This window comes from Caballeronia arvi (assembly GCF_001544695.2).
Taxonomy (GTDB): domain Bacteria; phylum Pseudomonadota; class Gammaproteobacteria; order Burkholderiales; family Burkholderiaceae; genus Caballeronia; species Caballeronia arvi.
In genome coordinates this window covers 204,268-226,826 of record NZ_FCOM02000002.1, presented here as the reverse complement: position 1 = coordinate 226,826, position 22,559 = coordinate 204,268, and the positions used below count along the sequence as shown (strand labels likewise).

General features: G+C 64.2%; 20 protein-coding genes. 11 read left to right on the top strand and 9 right to left on the bottom strand.

Annotated features, from left to right (window positions below; translation table 11 throughout):
* Nucleotides 1-33 precede the first annotated feature (33 nt).
* The 3 genes from AWB74_RS04035 to AWB74_RS04025 form a co-directional block, all read right to left on the bottom strand.
* Nucleotides 34-867: an undecaprenyl-diphosphate phosphatase gene (locus AWB74_RS04035; protein ID WP_061145473.1), complete on the bottom strand. Its 834-nt coding sequence runs from the start codon at nt 865-867 to the stop codon at nt 34-36.
* 63 nt (nt 868-930) lie between these two features.
* Nucleotides 931-1,524, bottom strand: coding sequence for a DUF1439 domain-containing protein (locus tag AWB74_RS04030; RefSeq protein WP_061145472.1), 594 nt, complete (start codon nt 1,522-1,524; stop codon nt 931-933).
* Nucleotides 1,525-1,579: 55 nt separating this feature from the next.
* Nucleotides 1,580-1,876: a YkgJ family cysteine cluster protein gene (locus AWB74_RS04025; protein ID WP_087038836.1), complete on the bottom strand. Its 297-nt coding sequence runs from the start codon at nt 1,874-1,876 to the stop codon at nt 1,580-1,582.
* Between the two features lie 152 nt (nt 1,877-2,028).
* Between AWB74_RS04025 and hemN the strand changes: the two genes are divergently transcribed.
* Nucleotides 2,029-3,411, top strand: coding sequence for an oxygen-independent coproporphyrinogen III oxidase (gene hemN, locus AWB74_RS04020; RefSeq protein ID WP_061145470.1), 1,383 nt, complete (start codon nt 2,029-2,031; stop codon nt 3,409-3,411).
* 58 nt (nt 3,412-3,469) lie between these two features.
* Here hemN and AWB74_RS04015 read toward each other — a convergent pair whose 3' ends face one another.
* Complete coding sequence (locus tag AWB74_RS04015) at nt 3,470-3,745, bottom strand: DUF2164 domain-containing protein (RefSeq protein WP_061145604.1); 276 nt, start codon at nt 3,743-3,745, stop codon at nt 3,470-3,472.
* A gap of 317 nt (nt 3,746-4,062) precedes the next feature.
* Here AWB74_RS04015 and AWB74_RS46365 point away from each other — a divergent pair, with 317 nt between their 5' ends.
* The 9 genes from AWB74_RS46365 (at nt 4,063) to guaD (ending at nt 15,423) form a co-directional block, all read left to right on the top strand.
* Nucleotides 4,063-4,266 carry a hypothetical protein gene (locus AWB74_RS46365; RefSeq protein WP_061145469.1) on the top strand — a complete coding sequence of 68 codons (204 nt, stop codon included), beginning with the start codon at nt 4,063-4,065 and terminating at the stop codon, nt 4,264-4,266.
* Nucleotides 4,267-4,437: 171 nt separating this feature from the next.
* The gene (locus AWB74_RS04005; protein WP_061145468.1) at nt 4,438-5,823 is read left to right on the top strand and encodes an amidase; all 1,386 of its coding nucleotides are present in this window, start codon (nt 4,438-4,440) and stop codon (nt 5,821-5,823) included.
* Nucleotides 5,824-5,953: 130 nt separating this feature from the next.
* A complete protein-coding gene (locus AWB74_RS04000; RefSeq protein ID WP_061145467.1) occupies nt 5,954-6,472 on the top strand; it encodes a disulfide bond formation protein B in 519 nt (172 codons plus the stop codon).
* Nucleotides 6,473-6,721: 249 nt separating this feature from the next.
* Nucleotides 6,722-8,200: a xanthine dehydrogenase small subunit gene (gene xdhA, locus AWB74_RS03995; RefSeq protein ID WP_061145466.1), complete on the top strand. Its 1,479-nt coding sequence runs from the start codon at nt 6,722-6,724 to the stop codon at nt 8,198-8,200.
* Nucleotides 8,197-10,560 carry a xanthine dehydrogenase molybdopterin binding subunit gene (xdhB, locus tag AWB74_RS03990; RefSeq protein ID WP_061145465.1) on the top strand — a complete coding sequence of 788 codons (2,364 nt, stop codon included), beginning with the start codon at nt 8,197-8,199 and terminating at the stop codon, nt 10,558-10,560. The genes xdhA and xdhB overlap by 4 nt, the downstream gene beginning before the upstream one ends.
* Nucleotides 10,561-10,603: 43 nt before the next feature.
* Nucleotides 10,604-11,614: a xanthine dehydrogenase accessory protein XdhC gene (xdhC, locus tag AWB74_RS03985; RefSeq protein ID WP_061145464.1), complete on the top strand. Its 1,011-nt coding sequence runs from the start codon at nt 10,604-10,606 to the stop codon at nt 11,612-11,614.
* A gap of 45 nt (nt 11,615-11,659) precedes the next feature.
* Nucleotides 11,660-12,682 (top strand): adenosine deaminase, encoded by a 1,023-nt coding sequence (locus AWB74_RS03980; protein WP_061145463.1) that lies wholly within the window; start codon nt 11,660-11,662, stop codon nt 12,680-12,682.
* Nucleotides 12,683-12,691: 9 nt separating this feature from the next.
* Complete coding sequence (locus AWB74_RS03975) at nt 12,692-14,062, top strand: NCS2 family permease (protein WP_061145462.1); 1,371 nt, start codon at nt 12,692-12,694, stop codon at nt 14,060-14,062.
* A gap of 32 nt (nt 14,063-14,094) precedes the next feature.
* The gene (guaD, locus tag AWB74_RS03970) at nt 14,095-15,423 is read left to right on the top strand and encodes a guanine deaminase (RefSeq protein WP_061145461.1); all 1,329 of its coding nucleotides are present in this window, start codon (nt 14,095-14,097) and stop codon (nt 15,421-15,423) included.
* Nucleotides 15,424-15,454: 31 nt separating this feature from the next.
* Here guaD and AWB74_RS03965 read toward each other — a convergent pair whose 3' ends face one another.
* The gene (locus AWB74_RS03965) at nt 15,455-17,056 is read right to left on the bottom strand and encodes a hypothetical protein (RefSeq protein ID WP_061145460.1); all 1,602 of its coding nucleotides are present in this window, start codon (nt 17,054-17,056) and stop codon (nt 15,455-15,457) included.
* Nucleotides 17,057-17,433: 377 nt separating this feature from the next.
* Between AWB74_RS03965 and AWB74_RS03960 the strand changes: the two genes are divergently transcribed.
* A complete protein-coding gene (locus AWB74_RS03960) occupies nt 17,434-17,832 on the top strand; it encodes a hypothetical protein (RefSeq protein WP_061145603.1) in 399 nt (132 codons plus the stop codon).
* Here the strand turns inward: AWB74_RS03960 and AWB74_RS03955 are convergent, their stop codons facing one another.
* The 4 genes from AWB74_RS03955 to AWB74_RS03940 are packed head-to-tail and all read right to left on the bottom strand — an operon-like array spanning nt 17,833 to nt 22,541.
* Nucleotides 17,833-18,897 (bottom strand): 2-aminoethylphosphonate aminotransferase, encoded by a 1,065-nt coding sequence (locus AWB74_RS03955; protein ID WP_061145459.1) that lies wholly within the window; start codon nt 18,895-18,897, stop codon nt 17,833-17,835.
* A complete protein-coding gene (aepY, locus tag AWB74_RS03950; protein WP_061145458.1) occupies nt 18,897-20,066 on the bottom strand; it encodes a phosphonopyruvate decarboxylase in 1,170 nt (389 codons plus the stop codon). The genes AWB74_RS03955 and aepY overlap by 1 nt, the downstream gene beginning before the upstream one ends.
* Nucleotides 20,059-21,756 carry a phosphoenolpyruvate mutase gene (gene aepX, locus AWB74_RS03945; protein ID WP_061145457.1) on the bottom strand — a complete coding sequence of 566 codons (1,698 nt, stop codon included), beginning with the start codon at nt 21,754-21,756 and terminating at the stop codon, nt 20,059-20,061. Before aepX ends, aepY begins: the two co-directional genes overlap by 8 nt.
* Nucleotides 21,753-22,541, bottom strand: coding sequence for a phosphocholine cytidylyltransferase family protein (locus AWB74_RS03940; RefSeq protein ID WP_061145456.1), 789 nt, complete (start codon nt 22,539-22,541; stop codon nt 21,753-21,755). Before AWB74_RS03940 ends, aepX begins: the two co-directional genes overlap by 4 nt.
* Nucleotides 22,542-22,559: the final 18 nt, after the last annotated feature.

Here is a 22,559-nt window from a genome sequence, read left to right as displayed (position 1 = left end):
GCCGTGGCGTTTTCTCATGGCGCGCGGAAAAGATCAGTCGGCCCAGCTCAAGCCACCGCTATACCCGACGATCAGGATCAGCAGCCCGAAGCCGATGCGATACCACGCGAACGCCGTGAAGTCGTGCGACGCGACGTAGCGCAGCAGCCAGCGCACGCAGACAAACGCGCTGATGAACGCGGCGACCAGCCCGATAGCAAAGAGGCCGAGATCGTCCACGGTCAGCGTGCGCCAGTACTTCGCCATCTCGTAGATCGTCGCGCCGAAGATGATCGGAATGGCGAGGAAAAACGAAAACTCCGTGGCGACGCGCCGCTCGAGCCCGAACAGCATCCCGCCGATGATCGTCGCGCCCGAACGCGACGTGCCGGGAATCAGCGCGAAGCATTGCGCGAGGCCGACTTTGAAGGCATCCGCGTAGGAAAGATCGTCGACGGAATGCACACGAGTGAGTCCACCGCGATCACGCTGACGCGCTTCCGCCCACAGAATTACGATGCCGCCGACGATCAGCGCCACCGACACCGGCACCGGCGAAAACAGCACCGACTTGATGTGCTTCTCGAACAAGAGGCCGAGCACGATGGCGGGAATCGTCGCGATGATCACGTTGATCGTGAAGCGCCGCGCGTCGGCGCGTGCCGGCAGGCCCGTCACCACCGAGGCGATCTTCGCGCGAAATTCCCAGCAGATCGCGAGAATCGCGCCAAACTGAATGACGACGTCGAAGGTTTTCGACTGCGCGTCGGTGTAATTCAACAAGCTGCCCGCCACGATCAGATGCCCCGTGCTCGACACCGGCAGGAATTCGGTCAAGCCTTCGACGACGCCGAGAATCAGCGCCTTCACCATCAATATCCAGTCCATCCGTCAGCCCTTGTTCGCTGTTATCGCTGCTGGTTGTCAAGCACGTCGCGCAGAGTTTTCGACTCACTTCTCGACGATCTGCACACGTATGCCGTTTGTAAGGACTGTGATTGTACCGGGTTCGTAAGACACCCCGGCGAACTGGAGTTCTTCGGGCTTGAAGGTGTGAATCGGATAACGGTCGAGCAATTGCGCGGCGAGTTGTGCGCCAACCGATGCGATCTGCTGGCTGTACTGCGCGGCGTCGCCTGAAAACTGCGCACCGTCAACAGTCGGCGACACGAGGATGACCGAGCGGCCCGGCGCATCGTATCCGAGTTGCGTCGAGAGCGTGAACGCGCCGGCCACGGGATTCGGCATGAAAGGCGTGGACAGACGCGCATCGACGCGCACCGTCACGCGATTGCGGTCCGGCGCCATGCCGACGACGGGATTGCTCAGGACCACGTCGAAAATCTGAGATGCGGTGCGTTGCAGCGGGAACTTGCGCGCCACCGCGTCCTGAACCTGTTGCGTGGAAAATGTGTAGTGGTCCGGAATGAAGGGGAATATCGAGTTCGAAGCGGCTCGTGCCTTCGATGCGAGGGCGAGCGCGGGCAGCGACATGATGGTTGCCAGCACGAACCGGCGCCGCAGCGGCGCGACGGGTTCCGTCATGCGTGATTCTCCAATGTTGTTTCAAGTGTGAGCCGGGGGATTGGACTGCATGCCGTCACGACAGTTGCGTCGGCTGCGTTGGTTGCGTCTCATGCTCCAATCGCTCGATCCATCTCAGCGCATATTCCCGCGTCTCTCCGCACATTTCGTTCGAAGGCTGCAAGCCGCCGCAGCACGCCGGCCTGCGCGGATCGCCGAAGATTTTGCAGCGCAGATCGTCGCCGAGCTGCACGCAACGCTCGCCCGCGCGCTTGCCATGCGGCATCCCCGGGATGGGACTCGAAATGGAAGGCGCGATGCAGCACGCGCCGCAACCCTCGCGGCAGGCATGAGGCGAAGAAACGATCGACATGACGATGCGAAAACGACAGGAACAAACCGCCATTTTCCCACGCCTTCACTTTGCGCTTCATCAATCGCTGTCATCGGGCTGCGACCTTATCACGCAATGGCTGCGCTTATCGGTCGCTTACACTCGGACGGTTCCCCGAAGTTCATTCCGCCATGTCTGCCGCCGCCCCGCTCTTTCGCCCCGATCTGCTCGCGCGCTACGATGCGCACGGCCCGCGCTACACGTCCTATCCCACAGCCGTCCAGTTCAGCGATTCATTCGATCCCGCGCACTATCGCGAAGCGGCGCGCAACGGCAGCGCCAACGCAGACCTCTCGCTCTACTTCCACATCCCGTTCTGCGACACCGTCTGTTTCTATTGCGGCTGTAACAAGGTCGCGACGAAGAACCGCGCGCACGCGCGCCCGTACCTCGACCGCATGAAACGCGAGCTGGCGCTGCAGGCCGCGCTCTTCGATACATCGCGCCCGGTTACGCAGCTTCACTGGGGCGGCGGCACGCCGACCTTCCTCTCGCACGACGAGATGACCGAGCTGATGGCAGCGACGCGCGAGTACTTCAATCTCGTCGATGACGAGCGCGCCGAATATTCGATCGAAGTCGATCCGCGCGAGGCATCGGCGGAAACGATCGCGTTGCTGCGCGAACTCGGCTTCAACCGCTTGAGCCTCGGCGTGCAGGATTTCGACGAACGCGTGCAGCAGGCGGTGAACCGCATCCAGCCGCACGAAATGACCGAAACCGTGCTGAATGCCGCGCGCGAGAACGGCTTCAGATCGGTGAGCGTCGATCTGATCTACGGCTTGCCGCATCAGAGCGTCGAGAGCTTTTCGCGTACGCTCGACTCGATCATCGAGCTGAAACCGGATCGCGTCTCGGTGTTCGGCTATGCGCACATGCCCACGCTCTTCAAGATGCAGCGGCAGATCGACGAAAGCGCGCTGCCTTCGTCCGCCGTGCGCCTCGCGATTCTCGAGCGCGTCGTCGCGCGCATGAGCGAGGCGGGCTACGTGTATATCGGCATGGATCACTTCGCGCTACCCGGCGACGAGCTCGCGCGCGCGCTCGAAGCCGGCACGCTCCAGCGCAACTTTCAGGGTTACAGCACGCATGCGGATTGCGATCTGATCGGCATCGGCGCGTCGTCGATCGGCAAGGTCGGCGATGTCTACGCCCAGAACGCCCGCGAACTCGCCGACTACGCGAGCGCGATCGACGCGGGCGAACTCGCCATCGCACGCGGCGTGCGCCTTTCCGCCGACGACACCTTGCGCCGCGACGTCATCATGCGTCTCATGTGCGGCGGCGAGCTGCGTTTCGACGACGTTGCGATGAAACACGGCATCGCTTTCCCCGCCGCCTTCGCCGACGAACTCGCGCGCCTGGCGCCGATGGCCGACGATGGTCTCATCGACCTCTCGCGCGACGCGATCCGCGTGCTGCCCGCGGGGCGTATGCTGGTGCGCAACGTCGCATCGATATTCGACCGCTATCTCGGGCAAGCCAGCCTGCGGCGTTTCTCGCGCACCATCTGAGGCGCGCGAAGGCATGCGTCGGTGGCTTGAATAGCGTGATCCATGTGATGCCGGCAAGTTACTTGCGAGCCCTGGATTTGCCTTCGTACTTCTTCCAATATTGGAACTCTTCTTCGTGTACCTCGAAGTCAAGCTCGGAGATGCGCTGCTCTAGCCGCTCCTGAACGTCGGTCACGGCTTTGTTGTAGATGGTCGGACCGATTTCCTCGAGAAAGAAGCCGAGAAGTGCGCCGGCGGCGATGTTGCCGATCCGCTCTTCGAAATTCGTCTCGAAGTATTTCTGAATAGATGCAATCGCGTCTTCCCGAACTTCTCTGGTTAGTTCAATCGTCATGATGGCCGTCGATTCAAATGAATGCCTGGCCATTGTCGATGATCGAAGCATGGATTGCGAACGATTCAGGCCACGTAATCGTGAGCCAGCATGAGCGAGTCGCGTTGCGATTTCTCATACGCACCCTCATAATCGTTCGAACAGCAAAATAGAAGTTGGGCGGAGCTAGTGCCGGCTTAATTTGCTACTCCGGTCGAGCAGTAGCGCGCAAAATGCGCTTCGGTGACCGGGAATCCCTTCTGACCGGCAAGCACCCAGGGTCTTTCGCAACGTTGCGTGGATTGACACCACGAATAGCCAGCCGATCCGATACATCCATGCCCATCATGATCGGCGCCGACCGCGGCGGACGGACTGTCTACCTGGGACGTAGTGCAGGACCCGAGCAGAGATATTGCAAGGATAACGGCCAGACGGCCGAAGAAGTGATTCACGCGCACGAATGGTTCTCGATGAATGATGCTGTGTATCCGGCTGAGTTTATCAGCGTCTATTGCGCGCATTCAATTTTCAAGAGGTAATTATCCGACCCGGTGTCGAATCCGATTGCGCTCGCTGACCAAACCTTAAAGAATGACAGCCACCTTGGGCGAGCCCGCTTCGAGTCACGGCGCGCCCATCCCTTCACTGCCGATGCGAAGCGCCGGGCATACCCGGACTTCTCGCATACGGCAACGCCACTGCCCGACGCCATGCCGACCACTTCGCCGCAGTTCGCCCCTCTCGCCCAACTCGCCGCCGATCTCCGCGCCGGCCGCACGACGAGCCGCGCGCTCGTCGAGGCTGCGCTCGAACGCATCGCCGATCCGGCGGGACAGGGCTCGACCGTTTTCCTTCAGGTCGATGCCGACCACGCCCGCGCCGCCGCCGATGCCCACGACGCGCTCTTTCGCGCCGGCACCGTGCTCTCGCCGCTCGCGGGCATTCCGGTGTCGATCAAGGATCTCTTCGATATCGAAGGCCAGGTGACGCGCGCCGGCTCCAGAGCGCTCGCCGATGCCGCGCCCGCGAAAGCCGACGCCGTGACGGTCGCGCGCCTGCGCCGCGCGGGCGCGGTGATCGTCGGACGCACCAATATGAGCGAGTTCGCGTTCTCGGGCCTCGGCCTCAATCCGCATTACGGCACGCCGCGCTCGCCGTGGCGCGCGGACCCGGCGGACGCGGGCGACGCGCGCATCGCGGGCGGCTCGTCGTCGGGCGCGGCGGCGTCGGTCGCGGACGGCATGGCGGCCGTTGCGCTCGGCACCGACACCGGCGGCTCTATCCGCATTCCCGCCGCGCTGTGCGGCCTCACCGGCTTCAAGCCGACCGCGAGCCGCATTCCGAAGCAAGGCGGCGTGCCGCTTTCCAAAACGCTCGATTCGTTCGGGCCGATAGGCGTATCGGTCGCGTGCTGCGCGCTCGTCGACCGCATTCTCGCCGGACGCGATCCCGGCGTGCCCGCAACGCGCCCGCTCGACGGCGTGCGCCTCGGCGTGCTGACGAACTACGTGACCGACGGCGTCGAAACACCCGTCGCCACCGCGGTGTCGGCTGCGATCAATCATCTCACCGCAGCGGGCGCGCTGGTGGAAGACGTGCGCTTCGCGCCGCTCGACCGGCTGCCGGAGATCAATCGCTATCCGCTCGTCGCGATCGAAGCGCATGCGTGGCATCGCAAGCTGATGGCCGAACGCGGCGGCGACTACGATCCGCGCGTGCTCGCACGCCTGAAGCGCGCCGAAGCGGCCAGCGCGGCGGACTACATCGACCTGTGCGAAGCCCGCGCCGCGATGATCGAGGAAGCCCGCACGACGCTCTGGCAACGTTTCGACGCCATCGTCTGCCCGACGGTGCCGGTGCTGCCGCCGCGCATCGCCGATCTGGAAACCGATGACGACGCCTTCACGCGCGCCAACGCGCTGATCCTGCGCAATCCGACTAGCTTCAATTTCCTCGATGCGTGCGCGCTGTCGCTGCCGTGCCATCCGCGCGGCGCGGCGCCCGTCGGCCTGATGCTCGCGGGCGCGCCGCACTCGGATGACGCGTTGCTCTCGATCGGCCGCGCCGTCGAAGCGGTGCTGGCGACCACGCGCTGAACGCTTAACGATGCGGCTTATTTGGCGCATCCCGCGTTCGCGCTAGAATTCCCCGCGATACTCACGCAACTCAGGTGCTTCCTTCTCGAATCGTTGCGAAATAATGAACAACTCTTTACACCACTTCACGATGCATCAGGACGACCGGGTGATGCGCCGCGAGCGCCGCCTGCTCGTGCTGCTCGGTCTCGTCAGTCTCGGGCTCGTCGGCGGCGCGCTGTATCTCCAGTTCGTCCATAACGAAGATCCCTGCCCGCTTTGCATCATCCAGCGCTATTTCTTCGTGCTGGTCGCGGTTTTCGCGTTCCTCGGCGCGGCGTTCCGCAACTGGCGCGGCATCGCGCTGCTGGAAACACTCGTCGCGATCGCGGCGTTCGGCGGACTCGTCACCGCGGTGCGCCATGTGTACGTGCAATCGCATCCCGGCTTCAGTTGCGGTTTCGATGCGCTTCAGCCCATCGTCGACAGTCTGCCGCCCGCAAGCTGGCTGCCACAGGTGTTCAAGGTCGCGGGCCTGTGCGAGACGCCGTATCCGCCGATCCTCGGCCTGTCGTTGCCGCAATGGTCGTTGATCGCCTTCGCGCTGATCTTCGTGCTGGTCGCAGCCAGCCTGCGATTGAAACGCAAGCTGCGCTCGACGGTTCGGTAATTTGTTCCGGGCGGCCCGTTCGCGCGCCGCCCGTTCTTCCTCGCCTCATCCCCTTCCGCGCGCTTTTCCTTTCGCGCATCAGCACATCCGCATAATCTTGATACGGGCCCGCCAATCTTTTTGAGATATTGCGGTGTTAAGGTCGTGTCTGGATGGCGATCTACGTGCGCGCAGTCCGATTCGCTTCGCCTTTCGGCGACGGACGGAAACCGCGTAACGCGCGCCCGGTCCGCAATGTCGAACCTCACAATGACAAAGCAAACCATCCGCTTCCTTCAGCGCGGCGCCGTGCGCGAAATCGGCGACGCGCCTCCTGCGCGCACGGTGCTTCAGCATCTGCGCGAGACCGCGCTTTGCACCGGCACCAAGGAAGGCTGCGCGGAAGGCGATTGCGGCGCATGCACCGTCGTGATCGGTGAACTCGATACGCGCGGCCGGCTCGCGCTCAAGGCCGTCAACGCGTGCATCCAGTTCCTGCCGACGCTCGATTCGCGCGCGCTCTTCACCGTCGAAGACCTGCGCGGCGACGATGGCGCGCTGCATCCGGTGCAGCAAGCGCTCGTCGATTGTCACGCCTCCCAATGCGGTTTCTGCACGCCCGGCTTCGCGATGTCGCTGTGGGCGCTCTATCACAACCATCCGCGCGATGCGGCGCCGCCTTCTCGCGATGAAATCGCCACCGCGCTGTCGGGGAATCTGTGCCGCTGCACGGGCTACCGGCCGATCGTCGATGCGGGGCAGCGCATGTTCGACTATCCGCGCCCGCCTTTCGATGCCGACGCCATCGCGAAACAACTCGCCGCGTTGAAGCGCACGCGGACGTTCGAATACCAGACCTTCCACGCGCCCGTCACGCGCGCCGAATTCGCCCGGCTGCGCGCCGCGCATCCTAACGCACGGCTGCTCGCGGGCAGCACCGATGTCGGCCTGTGGGTGACCAAGCAATTCCGCGATCTCGGCGACATGCTTTACATCGGCAACGTCGACGAGCTGAAGACGATCGAGCGCGACGCCGACACGCTGACGATCGGCGCGGCGGCATCGCTCGAAGATGCGTACGCGGCGCTTGCCGTCGATTATCCCGAGCTCGCCGAACTGTGGACGCGCTTCGCATCCCGGCCGATCCGCAATGCGGGCACGCTCGGCGGCAATGTCGCGAACGGCTCGCCGATCGGCGATTCGATGCCCGCGCTCATCGCGCTGAATGCGTCGCTCGTGCTGCAAAAAGCCGAGAACACCCGCGTGATGCCGCTCGATGCGTTCTATCTCGGCTATCAGAAAACCGCGCTCGATGCGGGCGAGTTCGTCGCGGCGATCCGCGTGCCGCGCCCGGTCGCGGCGCTGCGCTTTCGCACCTACAAAGTGTCGAAGCGCTACGACCAGGACATTTCGGCGGTATGCGCGGCGTTCGCGATCCGGCTCGACGACGATAACCGCATCACCGATGCGCGCATCGCGTTCGGCGGCATGGCGGCGACGCCCAAACGCGCGACGCATGCGGAAGCCGCGCTGATCGGCCACGAATGGGACGAAGCCGCCGCTCAGACCGCGATGGCCGCGCTCAATGCGGATTTCCAGCCGCTCACCGACATGCGCGCGTCGAGCGCGTATCGCGCGAAGGTGGCGCGCAACGTGCTGCGGCGCTTCTATCTGGAAACGCGCCGCGATGCCCCGCTCGCGCTCGCCGAAGTCAACGCGTTCGCATTCGACGCGAAGGAGTCGCCATGAACAAGGCCAGCGTTCCGATCCAGATCGAAGACGCCGCCGGGGCCGCGCTGCCGCACGAATCGGCGGCGCTGCATGTGAGCGGCGAAGCGGTCTACACCGACGATATTCCCGAAGCGCGCGGCACGCTGCACGCGGCGCTCGGCCTGTCGCGACATGCGCACGCGCGCATCGTGTCGCTCGATCTGGACGCCGTGCGCGCGGCTCCGGGCGTCGTCGCGGTGCTGACGGCCGAGGACATTCCCGGCGAGAACAATTGCGGCCCGGTGCTGCACGACGATCCGATCCTCGCCGATGGCGTCGTGCAATACCTCGGGCAGCCGGTGTTCGCCGTCATCGCCGAGACGCACGATCTGGCGCGCCGCGCCGCCGCGCTCGCTAAGAGCGAGGACGTCGTGCGCTACGAGCCGCTCGAAGCCGTGCTCACGCCGCGCGAAGCGAAGGCGCGCAATCAGTTCGTGCTGCCGCCGCTGCATCTGCGGCGCGGCGATCCGGCCGGACGCATCGCTGCTGCTGCGCATCGGCTGAAAGGCGAGTTCGAAGTCGGCGGGCAGGAGCAGTTCTATCTCGAAGGACAAGTCGCCTACGCGCGGCCGTTGGAGCAGGACGGCATGCTCGTCCATAGCTCGACGCAGCATCCGAGCGAAATGCAGCAGGTCGTCGCGCATATGCTCGGCTGGCCGACGCACGCCGTGCTGTGCGAATGCCGCCGAATGGGCGGCGGCTTCGGCGGCAAGGAATCGCAATCGGCAGTGTTTGCCTGCGTCGCGGCGCTCGCGGCGCATCGGCTCAAACGCCCGGTGAAGCTGCGCGCCGATCGCGACGACGACTTCATGATCACCGGCAAGCGCCACGACGCCGTCTACGAATACGAATGCGGCTTCGACGACGACGGACGCATCGCGGGCGCGCGCGTCGACATCGCGTTGCGAGCGGGTTATTCGGCGGATCTGTCGGGCGCGGTCGCGACGCGCGCCGTCTGCCACTTCGACAACGCCTACTACCTGAGCGATGTCGACATCCGCGCGCTGTGCTGCAAGACCAACACGCAGTCGAACACTGCGTTTCGCGGCTTCGGCGGCCCGCAAGGCGCGCTCGTCATGGAAGTGATGCTCGATGACATCGCCCATCATCTGAAGCGCGATCCGCTCGACGTGCGGCGCGCGAATTACTACGGCATCGACGAGCGCAACGTGACGCCTTATGGCCAGCCGGTCGCGGACAACGTCATCGCGCCGTTGACCGATGAACTGATCGCATCGAGCGATTACGCAGCGCGCCGCGCCGATATCGTCGCGTTCAATGCGAAAAGCAGCGTTCTGAAGCGCGGCATCGCGTTCACGCCGGTCAAGTTCGGCATCTCGTTCAACGTGCCGTTCCTGAATCAGGCAGGCGCGCTCGTGCATGTCTATAAGGACGGCTCGGTGCTCGTGAATCACGGCGGCACCGAGATGGGCCAGGGCCTCAACACGAAGATCGCGCAGGTCGTCGCGAGCGTGCTCGGCATCGGCCTGCAGCGCGTGCGTGTGACGGCGACGGATACGTCGAAGGTCGCGAATACGTCGGCGACGGCGGCATCGACCGGAAGCGATCTGAACGGCAAGGCCGCCGAAGCCGCGGCGCTCACGATCCGCACGCGTCTCGCCGAACTCGCCGCGAAGCAGCTCGGCGGCAACGCAGCCGATGTCAAATTTCATGGCGGCGCAGTCGAAGCGAATGGCGCGCGCATTCCCTTCGATCAGCTCGTCGCGGCCGCTTATCTCGCGCGCGTGCAGTTGTGGTCCGACGGCTTTTACTCGACGCCCAAAGTCCATTGGGACGCGAAGACGCTGCAAGGCCATCCGTTCTACTACTTCGCGTATGGCGCGGCGGTATCGGAAGTCGTGATCGATACGCTCACAGGCGAATGGAAGCTCCTGCGCGCCGATCTGCTGCACGACGCGGGCCGCTCGATCAATCCGGCCATCGATATCGGACAGGTGGAAGGCGGCTACATCCAGGGCATGGGCTGGCTCACGACCGAAGAACTCTGGTGGAACCGCGACGGGCGCCTGATGACGCATGCGCCGTCGACCTACAAGATTCCGGCCGTCAACGACGCGCCCGCGATCTTCAACGTCGCGCTCTTTCGTAACGCAGGCAACGACAACGCCGAGCCGACGATCTTCCGCTCGAAGGCGGTCGGCGAGCCGCCGCTGTTGCTGTCGTTTTCGGTGCTGCTGGCGATACGCGCGGCGATCGCATCGGTTGCGCCGGATACCGCCGATGCGCCGAAACTGCGCGCGCCCGCGACGCCCGAAGCGATTCTCGATGCGCTGGACGCGCTCGCCGTCGAAGTGAAGGAAGCCGCCCCGGTAAACTAGCGCCCGCGACGACCTTTGGACGATTTTTTTTGGAGCTCACTCGATGCAAGTTTGGCTGAACGACCTGCAACACCTGCTCGCGCACGGCGACGCCGTCGTGCTCGTGACGGTCGCGCGTGTCGAAGGCTCCGCGCCGCGCGAGCCGGGCACGAAGATGATCGTCACGCGCGAGGACGCGCGCTACACGATCGGCGGCGGCCATCTGGAATGGAAGGCCATCGAGACCGCACGGCAAGTGCTGAAGGACGGCATGCGCGCGCCGCGCATGAGACGGCTCGAGCGTTTCGCGCTCGGGCCGAGCCTCGGCCAGTGTTGCGGCGGCGCGGTCGTGCTGGCGTTCGAGCGGCTCGATGTCGGCGATCTGAACTGGGTGACGTCGCTTGCGAAACGCACCGCGCAGGGTCTGTCGACCGTGCGCAGCGTTTCGTTTGCGCCGATGCCCGATGCCGTCATGCTCTCCGATCCCGAACCGGGCGCGACCGACGCCGACTGCCTGTTGTGGGACGGCGCCGGTTTCGACGAGAGCGGCGCGCTGCTCACCGAAACCATCGCGCCGCGCGACTTCCAGGTCGTGCTGTTCGGTGCAGGTCATGTGGGCGCGGCGCTGGTGCGCGTATTGGCGACGCTGCCCTGTCACGTAACCTGGGTCGACGAGCGTGACGCCGCTTTCCCGGCGCCGCAGTTCCTGCCCGACAACGTGACGATCGAGCCGAACGACGCGCCCGATGAAGCCGTCGACAACGCGTTGCCCGGCGCGTACTTCATCGTGATGACGCACAACCACACGGTGGATCTCGCGCTGGCCGAATGCATCCTGCGACGCGGCGACTTCGCGTTCTTCGGGATGATCGGCTCGTTCACGAAGAAGAAGCAGTTCGAGCACCGGCTCGCGGCGCGCGGCATCGACCCGGCGCGTATCGCGCGCATGGTGTGTCCGATCGGCATCGACGGCATCGTCGACAAGGCGCCCGAAGTGATTGCCGTTGCAGCGGCAGCCCAACTGCTGCAGGCGGTCGAAGCCAATACGCTTGCAAGGTCGTCGCAGACCGTTTGACCACGCTGTATCCCTCTGCAAACGCCCCCAACAGAACCAGGCCCCATGAATCCCACACTCGCCGACAAGATTGCGCACGCGCCCAAAGCGGAGCTGCATATCCATATCGAAGGGTCGCTCGAACCGGAACTGATCTTCGAGCTCGCGAAGCGCAACAACGTGAAGCTCGCGTACGACTCCGTCGAAGCACTGCGCGCCGCATACGCGTTCACCGACCTGCAATCGTTCCTCGACATCTACTACGCGGGCGCGAGCGTGCTGCTCACCGAGCAGGACTTCTACGACATGACGATGGCCTACGTCGAGCGCGCGCTCGCGGATCACGTCGCGCATACGGAAATCTTCTTCGATCCGCAGACGCACACGGAACGCGGCGTATCGATAGAAGCGGTCGTCGCGGGCATCGATGCCGCGCTGGCCGAAGGTGAAAAGCGCGGTCTGTCGAGCAAGCTGATTCTCTGCTTCCTGCGCCATCTTTCCGAAGACGACGCGCTCGCCACGTTCGATGCCGCCTTGCCGCTGTTCGACAAGTACAGCCATCGGCTGATCGGCGTCGGGCTCGACTCGTCGGAGCGCGGCCATCCGCCGTCGAAGTTCGAGCGCGTGTTCGCGAAGGCACGCGAGCGCGGTCTGAAGCTCGTCGCGCATGCGGGCGAGGAAGGCCCGCCGTCGTATGTCTATGAAGCGCTCGATCTGCTCAAGGTGGATCGCGTCGATCACGGCGTGCGCAGCATCGAGGACGCGGCGCTGGTCGCGCGTCTCGCCGATGCACGCATCGCGCTGACCGTCTGCCCGCTGTCGAACCTCAAGCTCCGCGTGTTCGACGACATGACGAAGCACACGCTCAAGGACCTGCTCGACCAGGGCGTCGCGGTGATGATCAACTCCGACGATCCCGCGTATTTCGGCGGTTACGTCAACGCGAATTACTTCGCCATCGTCGATGCGCTGAAGCTCACGGATCACGAGGTCTACACGCTGCTCAGAAACAGCCTCGAAGCCTCGTTCGTCACCGAAGAAGAACGCGACGCCATGATCGCGCGCCTGGACCAGCACTGGAAGCAGTAAAGAAAAAAGATGGATACCACAGCAAGCACTCAACGCGACAACACCGCGCTCGAACGCTTCTTCGGCATTCGCGCGGCGGGCTCGCGCACGAAGACCGAAATCGTCGCGGGCATCACGACGTTCCTCACGGCGATGTACATCATCGTCGTCAATCCGGGCATTCTGTCGGCGGCGGGCGTGCCGTTTCCGGCGGCGTTGACGGCGACCGTCATCGTCAGCTTTCTCGGCAGTTGCGCGATGGGCCTCTACGCGCGCAATCCGGTGCTCGTCGCGCCCGGCATGGGCATGAACGCGCTGTTCGCGTTCGTCATGGTGCACGGCGGCAAGATGCCGTGGCAGACCGCGCTCGGCTGTGTGTTCTGGTCCGGCGTGATCTTCGCGCTGCTCGCGGCGTTCAACGCGCGCAAGCTCGTCGTCGATGCGATTCCCGCGAATCTGCGCCATGCGGTGTCGTGCGGCATCGGCCTCTTCATCAGCCTGATCGGTCTGGTGAACGCGAAGTTCGTCGTCGGCGATCCGGTCACCATCGTGCATTCGGCGTCGCTGAATCCGGTCGTCATCACGTTCCTGATCGGCCTTGCCGTCACGACGATTCTCGTCGCGCGCAAGGTGACGGGCGCGCTGATGCTCGGCATCGTGTTCACGACGATCATCGCGATTCCCATCGGCCGCTTCTATGGCGACGGCACCGCGTACTGGCCCGCCGCCATCGCCACGAAAACGCTCGTCAACTGGAACGGCCTCTTCGCCGCGCCGGACTTCTCGGCGGTCATGCAGCTCGACTTCATGGGCGCGCTGAAGGTCATCTACTGGCCGTTCATCTTCGTGATGCTGTTCACGTCGTTCTTCGACGCGCTGTCCACCTTCATGGCGATTTCCGAGGCCGGCAAGCTCTACGACCGCGACGGCAATCCACGCAATATCCGCCAGTCGATGATGGTCGATTCGTTCTCCGCGCTCATTTCCGCGCCGCTCGGCACGAGTCCGGCGAACGCGTATATCGAATCGGCGGCGGGCATTTCGGCGGGCGGGCGCACGGGGCTCGTCGCGGTCGTCGCCGGCCTGTGCTTCCTGCCATTCCTGTTTCTGTCGCCGCTCCTGTCGCTCGTTCCGGCGATCGCGACCGCGCCCGCGCTCGTGCTCGTTGGCGTGTTCATGATGGAAGCGATCACGAAGATCGAATGGCATCGCTTCGATGAAGCCATTCCCGCGTTCCTCGCGATGATCCTGATCCCGCTGACCTACTCGATCACCGATGGCGTCGCGTATGGCTTTCTCGCGTTCGTCGTGCTGAAGTCGGCGACGGGGCGCGCGAAGGAAATCAAGCCGGCGATGTGGATCATCGCGGCCTTTTCGTTAGTGCTGCTTTCGCAGTTGTAGTTCTTTCTTATTAGATACGGAGACGTTGCATCATGACTCAGACCGCCTACCGCGCCCAGTTGCTGACCTTTCGCGAAGACCCCGCGCATGCCGCCGATGGCGCGGTCTATGAGGCCGATGGCCTGCTGATCGCCGAGGACGGCAAAGTGGTCGCGGCGGGCGCGTATGCGTCGCTCCGCGATCGGCTCGCCCCCGACGCGACCGTCCACACGATGCGCGACAAGCTGATCGTGCCGGGTTTCATCGACTCGCACATTCACTATCCGCAAACGGACATGATCGCGTCGCCGGCGCCGGGTCTGCTGCCGTGGCTCAACACGTACACGTTCCCGACCGAGCGCAGCTTCGAGAATCCGCAGATCGCGCGCGAGACGGCGAGCTTTTTCATCGACGAACTGCTCGCGTGCGGCACCACGACCGCGCTCGTCTACTGCACGGTGCACAAACAGTCCGCCGACGCATTCTTCACCGAAAGCGAAGCGCGCAATCTGCGCATGGTCGCGGGCAAGGTGCTGATGGACCGCAACTGCCCCGAGTTCCTGCGCGACACGGCGCAATCCGGCCATGACGACAGCGAAGAATTGATCGCGCGCTGGCACGGGCGCGGCCGTCAGCATTACGCCCTGACGCCGCGTTTCGCGCCGACATCGACCGAAGCGCAGCTCGAAGCATGCGGCGCGCTCGCGCAGAAGCATCAGGACGTGTTCATCCAGACGCACGTCGCGGAGAACACCGACGAGATCAAATGGGTCGAGAGCCTGTTTCCGGGGCATCGCAGTTATCTCGACATTTACGATCACTACGGCTTGCTGCGCCGCCGCGCGGTGTACGGGCACTGCATCCATCTCGACGATCGCGACCGCGAGCGCATGGCGGAAACGGGCGCGGTGGCCTCGCACTGTCCTACGTCGAACCTGTTCCTCGGCAGCGGTTTGTTCGATTTCGAGAAAGCCGGCGCGTCGAACATGCCGGTCGCGCTCGCGACGGACGTCGGCGGCGGCACGTCGTTTTCGATGCTGCAAACGATGGGCGCGGCGCATAAGATCGCGCGTCTGACGGGTCACCATCTGACCGCGACGCGCATGTTCTGGCTCGCGACGACGGGCGCAGCGCAAGTGCTCGAACTCGACGACAGGATCGGCACGCTGGCGGCGGGCAGCGACGCGGATTTCGTCGTGCTCGACCCGAACGCGACGCCGCTGCTCGCGCGCCGCACGTCGCGCACGGAATCGCTGGAAGAGCTGCTGTTCGCGTTCGCGCTGCTTGGCGATGATCGTGCTGTGTTCGAAACCTACGCGGCCGGCAAGCGCGTGCATGCGCGCGATGCGCGCACGACGGCGAAGCTGGAACTGGCGGCCTGAGCGGGCGCGGTGGCGCCAGCCGGCGCACCGTTCAAGGCAGCACGGCCCCGCCCGGCTCCTGGACGCGCATCGGTCCGAGCAGGCTGTTGAACAACAGGTCGCCGTCAGGCATGTACTGAATTTCAGCATAGAAGCCATTGCCGACCGGGCCCGGACCCAGAATGGTCTGGTGCACGGTCGCGCCGGTGTTCCAGTCCAGACCGTCGAGCGTCCATCCCTGATTGTTCGTCGGATAGAAGCCATTGACGAACACCAGGTTCGACGCCGCACTGACGGACGGGATCATGTTGTCCGACGAGACATCCGCGCGCGCCCACACCGATGACCACGCGTGCGTCTGCGTATCCCATGCGAAGCGCTGCACGCCGAGGGGCGCTGGCGGCGCACCCGGCGCGCCGCGCAGGAGATTGTCGACGAGCGGCGTAGTGCCCGTATTCGATGTGGCTACGTTGTTGACGACGAACGCGCCGTAGCCGTTGGTGGCCACCGACTGATCGGACTGGATCGCGCCGGTGTAGGTGGGTGGCAAGCCGCAGGTCACGGGGATCTGCCCGGCGATGCGGTTCGTGAAGCCCGAGGGAATCGCGTCTCGCCAGAAGGCGACGAGGTTCATCTGCTTCTTGCCGTCGGTGATGACGACGAGCTTGTCCGGATCGCTGCCGAAACCCATCAACGCCGGCGTGCTGCCGGACCCCGAGCCGAACAGCGTGTAGTACGTGTCGCCGGTCGGATACGCGGAACTCCATGCGCCGTCCGCGGCATTCTGCGACAGCGTGCTGCCGGTCCAGACGACCTTGCGCATCAGCTTGTCCGATACCACGTAGACGCCATTGTTTTCATCCACGGCGGCGGAATTGCTGATGGTTTCGTCGCTGCCAAACGTGACCCTTCCCTTTGGCGTGCCGAAGTTGCGCCCCACGATGGTCAGCGACCGGCTGCCGACGATCGCGAGGTTGCCGTCGTAAGTCATGACGACTCCGGTGATGGACTCGCCGCTCTGCAGGATCGTGCTCATGTCGAGCGAGCGCAGGATCTGGATGCTCGGTCCGAGCAGGCCGCCGGGCGAGTATCCCAACGCCAGTATCTGCGCGCCCGCGTTGATGTACAGCACATTGCTGCTGTCCACTACGCTATACGCAGAGGGAAATCCGCCGCCGGCGCCCAGCGGCAGTTGCGCAAGGAAGGTCTGCGCCAGCGCCACCGTGGCGATCGGATTGACGAGCGGCAGCAGCGGGTTATAGACGAGGCTGCTCAGCAGCGTCACCAGCGCCGACTGCACGCCGGGAAGCAGCAGCGTCGCAACGCGCCTGAACCCGTTGTTCCTCACGTCGATGTATCCGACACTCGTCGCCGATACCCCCCACATGTAGTCGCTCGACGTCGTGGCGAGCGTCATCAGATTGATTGGGCCGGCCGGCGCCTGCGGGAACGCGAGGGTCGGCGTCGACTGCGTTCCACTGGGAACCGCATAGGGAAATGCGTTGGATTGAGCGGAATCGAAATGCGTGATCGCGTAGGTCTGCGCCGCGAGATAAGGATTCGGAACGGGACCGGACGCATGGGCCGCCGTCGAAATCGCCAGCACGCCAAGCACTTTCGCGAGCATCCTTTTAATCGCAAAACGACTAACCATGATTCACTCCCGGTTGAAATTTCGCGCGCACGAACAGACAGGAAACGACGAGGGAGGATTGATTGAACACGTCCGGACAGACGTTCAACTCAGTATAGGCAAGGGCCGCGGCAATGCCATCGGATAGTGGCATTGACGAACAGCGAGACATCGACGAAGCGATTAACTTCGTATACCGAAACAATTCTTATGGGCGAAATCGCCGCATCAGGCGATATGGATCCGGTTCAGTTGATAAAACACGCAACGCTCAATAATGCCGTTAATCGAGTAGGATTTCGTATCTCCGCCGGAGTGCAACTGATATGACCACTGTGAGCCGCCACGTCGGTTTCGCCGCAAGACACGCGGCGCCGTTTTCACGATTCGCCGTCTGGATGGCGCTCGCGGCCGTGAGCGCCGTAGCCGGCGCCGAGCAACTCGACGCACAGCTCGATTGCAAATCGACGCCGCACGATTTCATCGCGCCGCTGCAGGCGAACAATCTGCTGGAAAAGAAACCGATGCGCGTCGAGCCGAATTCGGTCAACGCGTTCAGGCCGGTGAAAGGCGCGGCGCTGACCGCGTACGGCTTCAAGGTGTACGCGCTGGTGGCGTATCAGAAGGACGACCCGCTGTTCAGGCAGGGCAAGGGCGAGCCGATCGGGGATGCGGCGTATGGCGCCGTGGTCTGGGGCGGCGACGTCGAAGTCGCGGAGAAGGTGAAGGCCGCGGGCAGCGACGCGGTTGTGCACCACGTCGCGCCCTTCATCACGGCGATTTTCTGCAAGCTGTGATCAGCGCAGAAGCTCGACGAACGCCGAAATCAGCCGGTCCATGTCGTTCGCATCGAGCGCGCCCATCGTCGAGATGCGGAACAGCTCCTTCGACAAGCCGCCCTGCCCCGCGTAGATCACGAAGCCTTTGGCCTTGAGCGCATCGTGCAGCGTTTCGTAGGTCATGCCCGCGGGCAACCGATACGCCCGCAGCACCACCGACGACTCTTCCGGAGGCAGCGCGCTCTCGATGCCGAGCGACGCCAGACCCGAGCGCACCTGCTCCGCGAGCTTCGCGTAATGCGCATGACGCGCGTGCCAGCCGCCTTCTCCCTCGAACTCGCGCAGCGCCTCGACGAGCGCGTAATACGCATGCACCGATGGCGTGAACGGCGTGTTGCGCTGGTCCTGCAACTTCGCCAGCCGCGCGATGCCGAGGTAATACGTGCGGTTTGCGGCTTTTGCGAGCGCGTCGCGCCTGGCGATGACGAACGCCGCGCCGGGGACGCCGTGCAGGCACTTGTTCGCCGTCGCAGCGATTGCAGCGATGCCGCCGTCGTCGAAATCGATCGCTTCGGCGCCGAAGCTGCTCACCGCATCCAGCAGCAGGCCGATGCCGCGCTCCGCGCACGCGCGCGACAACGCGCCGATCGCGTTCAGGCGGCCGGTCGTGGTTTCGTGATGAATGATCGCGACGTTCGTGAACGTGCCGCCGTCGAGCAGTTTGATGATCGCGTCGAGGTCCGGCGCCTGCATCCACTCGTATTTCACGACTTCGTGATCGATGCCGTATTGCTTCGCGATCTGCGCGATGCGGTCGCCGTACACGCCGTTCTCCACGACGAGCAGCCGCCCGCCTTCCGGCACGAGCCCGGCGATCATGCTTTCGACGGCCGCCGTGCCCGAGCCCGTCATCAGCACGGCGCTCCACTTGGCCGGATCGAGCGCGTACGCGGCGACGAGACGCTGCCGCGCCTCGTCCTGGAGATCGAAGAACTCCGGCTCGCGATGACACAAGTCGGTTTGCAGCAGGCTCTTGCGCACGCGTTCGGTCAGCGTGACAGGGCCCGGATTGAGCAGCAGCATCAGCGGCCTCCTATATGTTGTTGCAAGCGCGCGCGCACGTCTTCCGGCGTGATTTTCGGGCGCGGCAAATCGCCGGGCGTGCCGGTTTTGATCGACACACGCGCAAACCGGACGCCATCGACATTTTGCGCTTCGAACAGACGGTCGATCACGCCGATGTCATCGCCATCGAGCGCGAGCGCGTAGCCGCACGCCGACGCGATCGACGCGAAATCGACGCCGCGCGAGACAGTGGCCTGTCCGCCCGTCGATTCGTGCGCGCCGTTGTCGAGCAGCACGTGAATCAGGTTCGACGGGCCGTACGCGCCGAGCGTCGCGAAGACGCCCATGCGCATGAGCGCGCCGCCATCGCCGTCGAGCGCGACGACTCGAAGGTCGGGACGCGAGAGTGCGAGGCCGAGCGCCATCGGCGTGACGCAGCCCATCGAGCCGACGAGATAGAGCTGGTTCTCGCGGTCGTCGATCGCGTAGAGCTCGCGGCCGCAAAAGCCTGTGGATGCGAGCACGACCGTCGAATCCTTCGGCGTGTTCGCGATGACCTTCCGAAGCGCGTCATGACGCGAAACGCGCTCGCCTTCGAAGCGCTGCACGGCCGCCGGTTGAGCAGGTGAACGCACGCCCGACAGGCCCGTCTTCTTCAGCTCATAAGGCGCGACGCTGCCCTTTTGCATGACGAGCGCATAGGGGCGGCCGGTGCTGTCCATGTACGCGGTCGCGCGATCGAGCGCCGGGCCGATCTGATCGGCTTCCGTCGGAAACAGCTCCCACGGAATCTCCATCGTTTCGAGCATTTGCGGCGTGATCGGGCCCATCAGCGCGTGCTGCGGCTCGTCATGGACGCCCGGCTGCCCGCGCCACGTGACGATCAGCAATTGCGGCAGACGGAACGTCCATGTCAGCGACGTGAGCGGGCTCACCGCGTTGCCGAGACCGGAGTTCTGCATCATCGCGATGCCGCGGCGCTTACCGTTTTTGCCAAACTCGGCGCCGAGTTCAACGCCCGCGATCAGCGCGACGGCATCGCCTTCGTTCGCCGCCGACACGTAATTGAGCGTGTCGTCCTGCAGCACGTAGTTGATGAACGGCGTGAGAAACGAGCAAGGCACGCCCGCGTACCAGTCGAAACCGCGTTCGCGCGCGGCCTCGACGAACTGGGCGGCCTCAATCACGGGTGTTCTCCGCGCCTTCCGAACCGATCGGCGTCTGGCCGTGCGCGAAATCGCCCGCGCGGCGGAAATCGTCGAGATCGTTCACGCCGCGCCAGTGGCCGTGCACGTATTGCACTTCGATCTTCTGGCCCTTGGCGATCAATGCGTTCAGGAGCGCGGCCATGTCGAGCTTGTCGAAGTCCGCGCGCTGCTGCACCGCTTCGAGCGTCGCGAGCAGGCGCTCACGCGCGCCGCCGCGCACCTTGATGAGACCCATCCAGCGGCCCTGCGGCGCGCGGCCGTCCGTCAGACTCTGCCCCGCGCCGACGACGCTTTCGAGCCACACTTTCTGGCCGAAGAGCGCGCGGTCGTCGCCGGTCGAGCAATACGCAAAATCCGTCGCGGATTCACCCGCCTTCGGTGTCTGCGAAGAATCGACGACCACCGTGAAATCGCTGTCCGATTCCGCGAGGTCGCGCAGGATATAGCTGCGGAACAGCAGGTCGCCGTAGGAAATCACGGTATCGCCGTTCATGTGCTTCACGGCGCAGGCTAGCGACGCGAGTTCGCCGGTCGTCTCATGCTGCTCGTTGACGACGAGACGAATGCCGCCCGACTCGATCGCATCGGCGCGGTATCCGCCGACGACCGTGATGTCGTTGATGCTTTCCTTCTTGAACGCCTCGACGAGATGACGCAAGAGCGGCTTGCCCGCGACCGGCAACATGACCTTCGGACGCGCTTCAGTCAGCGCTTCGAGGCCCGCGCCGCGGCTCGCGGCCAGCACGATCGCGCTGCGCTTCTCGTTCGCCGCGGTCAGATAGATGTTTTCGGCGGCCGAATATTCGTCGGCATCCTGCAGGCGGAAGATCTCGTTCACCGACGCGATGCGATCTTCCACGTTGACGAGCGTCTCGCTGTCGTGGATTTCCTTCGCGATCGCCTGCATCGCCGATACCGCGCCGCGGATCAGATGGTTCGCCCAGATCACGCAGCTGATGCCCGCCTGACGGAACGCATCGGTCGGCGTGCTGTAGTACTTCGTCGGCACGATGACGAGCGGGCCGCGCCCTGCCCATTCGCGCGCGAACGTGAGGATTTCGTCGGGCTTCGACAGCTTGCTGTGAATCAGGATCGCGTCCGCGCCCGCCTGACGGTACGCCTCGGCGCGCTTCAGCGCTTCTTCCATGCCCCAGCCCGCGATCAGCGCCTCGACGCGCGCGACGATCGAAAAGTTCGGATCGCTTTGCGAATCCTTGCCTGCCTTGATCTTGCCGCAGAATTCGTCGATGTCCGCGAGCGGCTGCGCCTCGCCATTGATGAAGCTATTGGTCTTCGGAAACTGCTTGTCCTCGATGCACACGCCCGCGATGCCGCGCTGCTCCAGCTTCCTCACGAGCCGGCGCACGTTGTTGAAGTTTCCGTAGCCGGTATCGCCGTCGAGCAGGATCGGCAGATCGCTCGCATCGGCCATGAATTCGAGGTTGTCGACGACCTGCGTCCAGCTCGCCTCGTTGTTGTCGCGCACGCCGAACTGCGCGGAAATCGAGAGGCCGGAGCCCCAGATCGCCTTGAAGCCCGCTTCCCTCGCGATGCGCGCCGAAATGCCGTTGTGCGCTTCCATCAGGAATTCGAGGCGATTGCTTTGCAGCATCTCGCGCAGGCGCAACGTACGCGAGTAGCCGACGGGAATTTGTGTGGGTGCATTCATTGTTGAGAGGCTCCTGCGAACTGACGCAGCGCATGCAATTGCGGCAACACTTCGTCCGCCGCGCGCTTCACATCGTTCTGAAAATCGATTTCGATCCACGGTGCGCCGGTCACGTCGGCGACATCGAATACGTGGGACTTTTCGAGCAACAGGTCGCGCACCGCTTCTTCGTGCGGCATCTTCGCGCGGCCCGTCGCCACATAATCGGCGCAGATTTCGGCGAGGCGCGTGGCGGTCTTTTCGTCGAAGCGGAAAAAGCCCACCGATTCGCCGATGGTGTCGTACGTCAAACCCGCCGCGACCTGCTTGCGCAACTCGACCGGCACGCCGTTCTCGACGCACAGCTTCACGGGTTCGTCACCCGCCTCGAAATCGCGGTCGATCAACAGGCGGTTCACGCTGCCGCCCGCGACGAGCGGCTCGATGATGCGCTCGTCGTAGAGCACGTCGGCGTCCATCAGGAGGACATCGCCGCCGCGCGTCATCGCGTCGCGCGCGGTGTGCACGGACAGTACGCTGCCTAGCGTGAATTCGTCGTTGACGACGATTTCCGTCTTCGGCTTCCAGTCGATCGACGCGAGTTCCGCCTCGATCTGCTCGCTCTTGAAGCCGGTCACGAAGACGATTTCATCGACATTCGCGGCCTTCAGATAGTGCAGATGACGCTCCAGCAGCGATGCATCGCCCGAATTGTCACCAAATCGCAGCAGACACTTCGGCTTTTGCTGGCCTTCGGGCTGCACGAGACGCAAGCCCATCCCGGCCGCAAGAATAATTGCGCGCATGGTTGTAGTTCCCTTCGT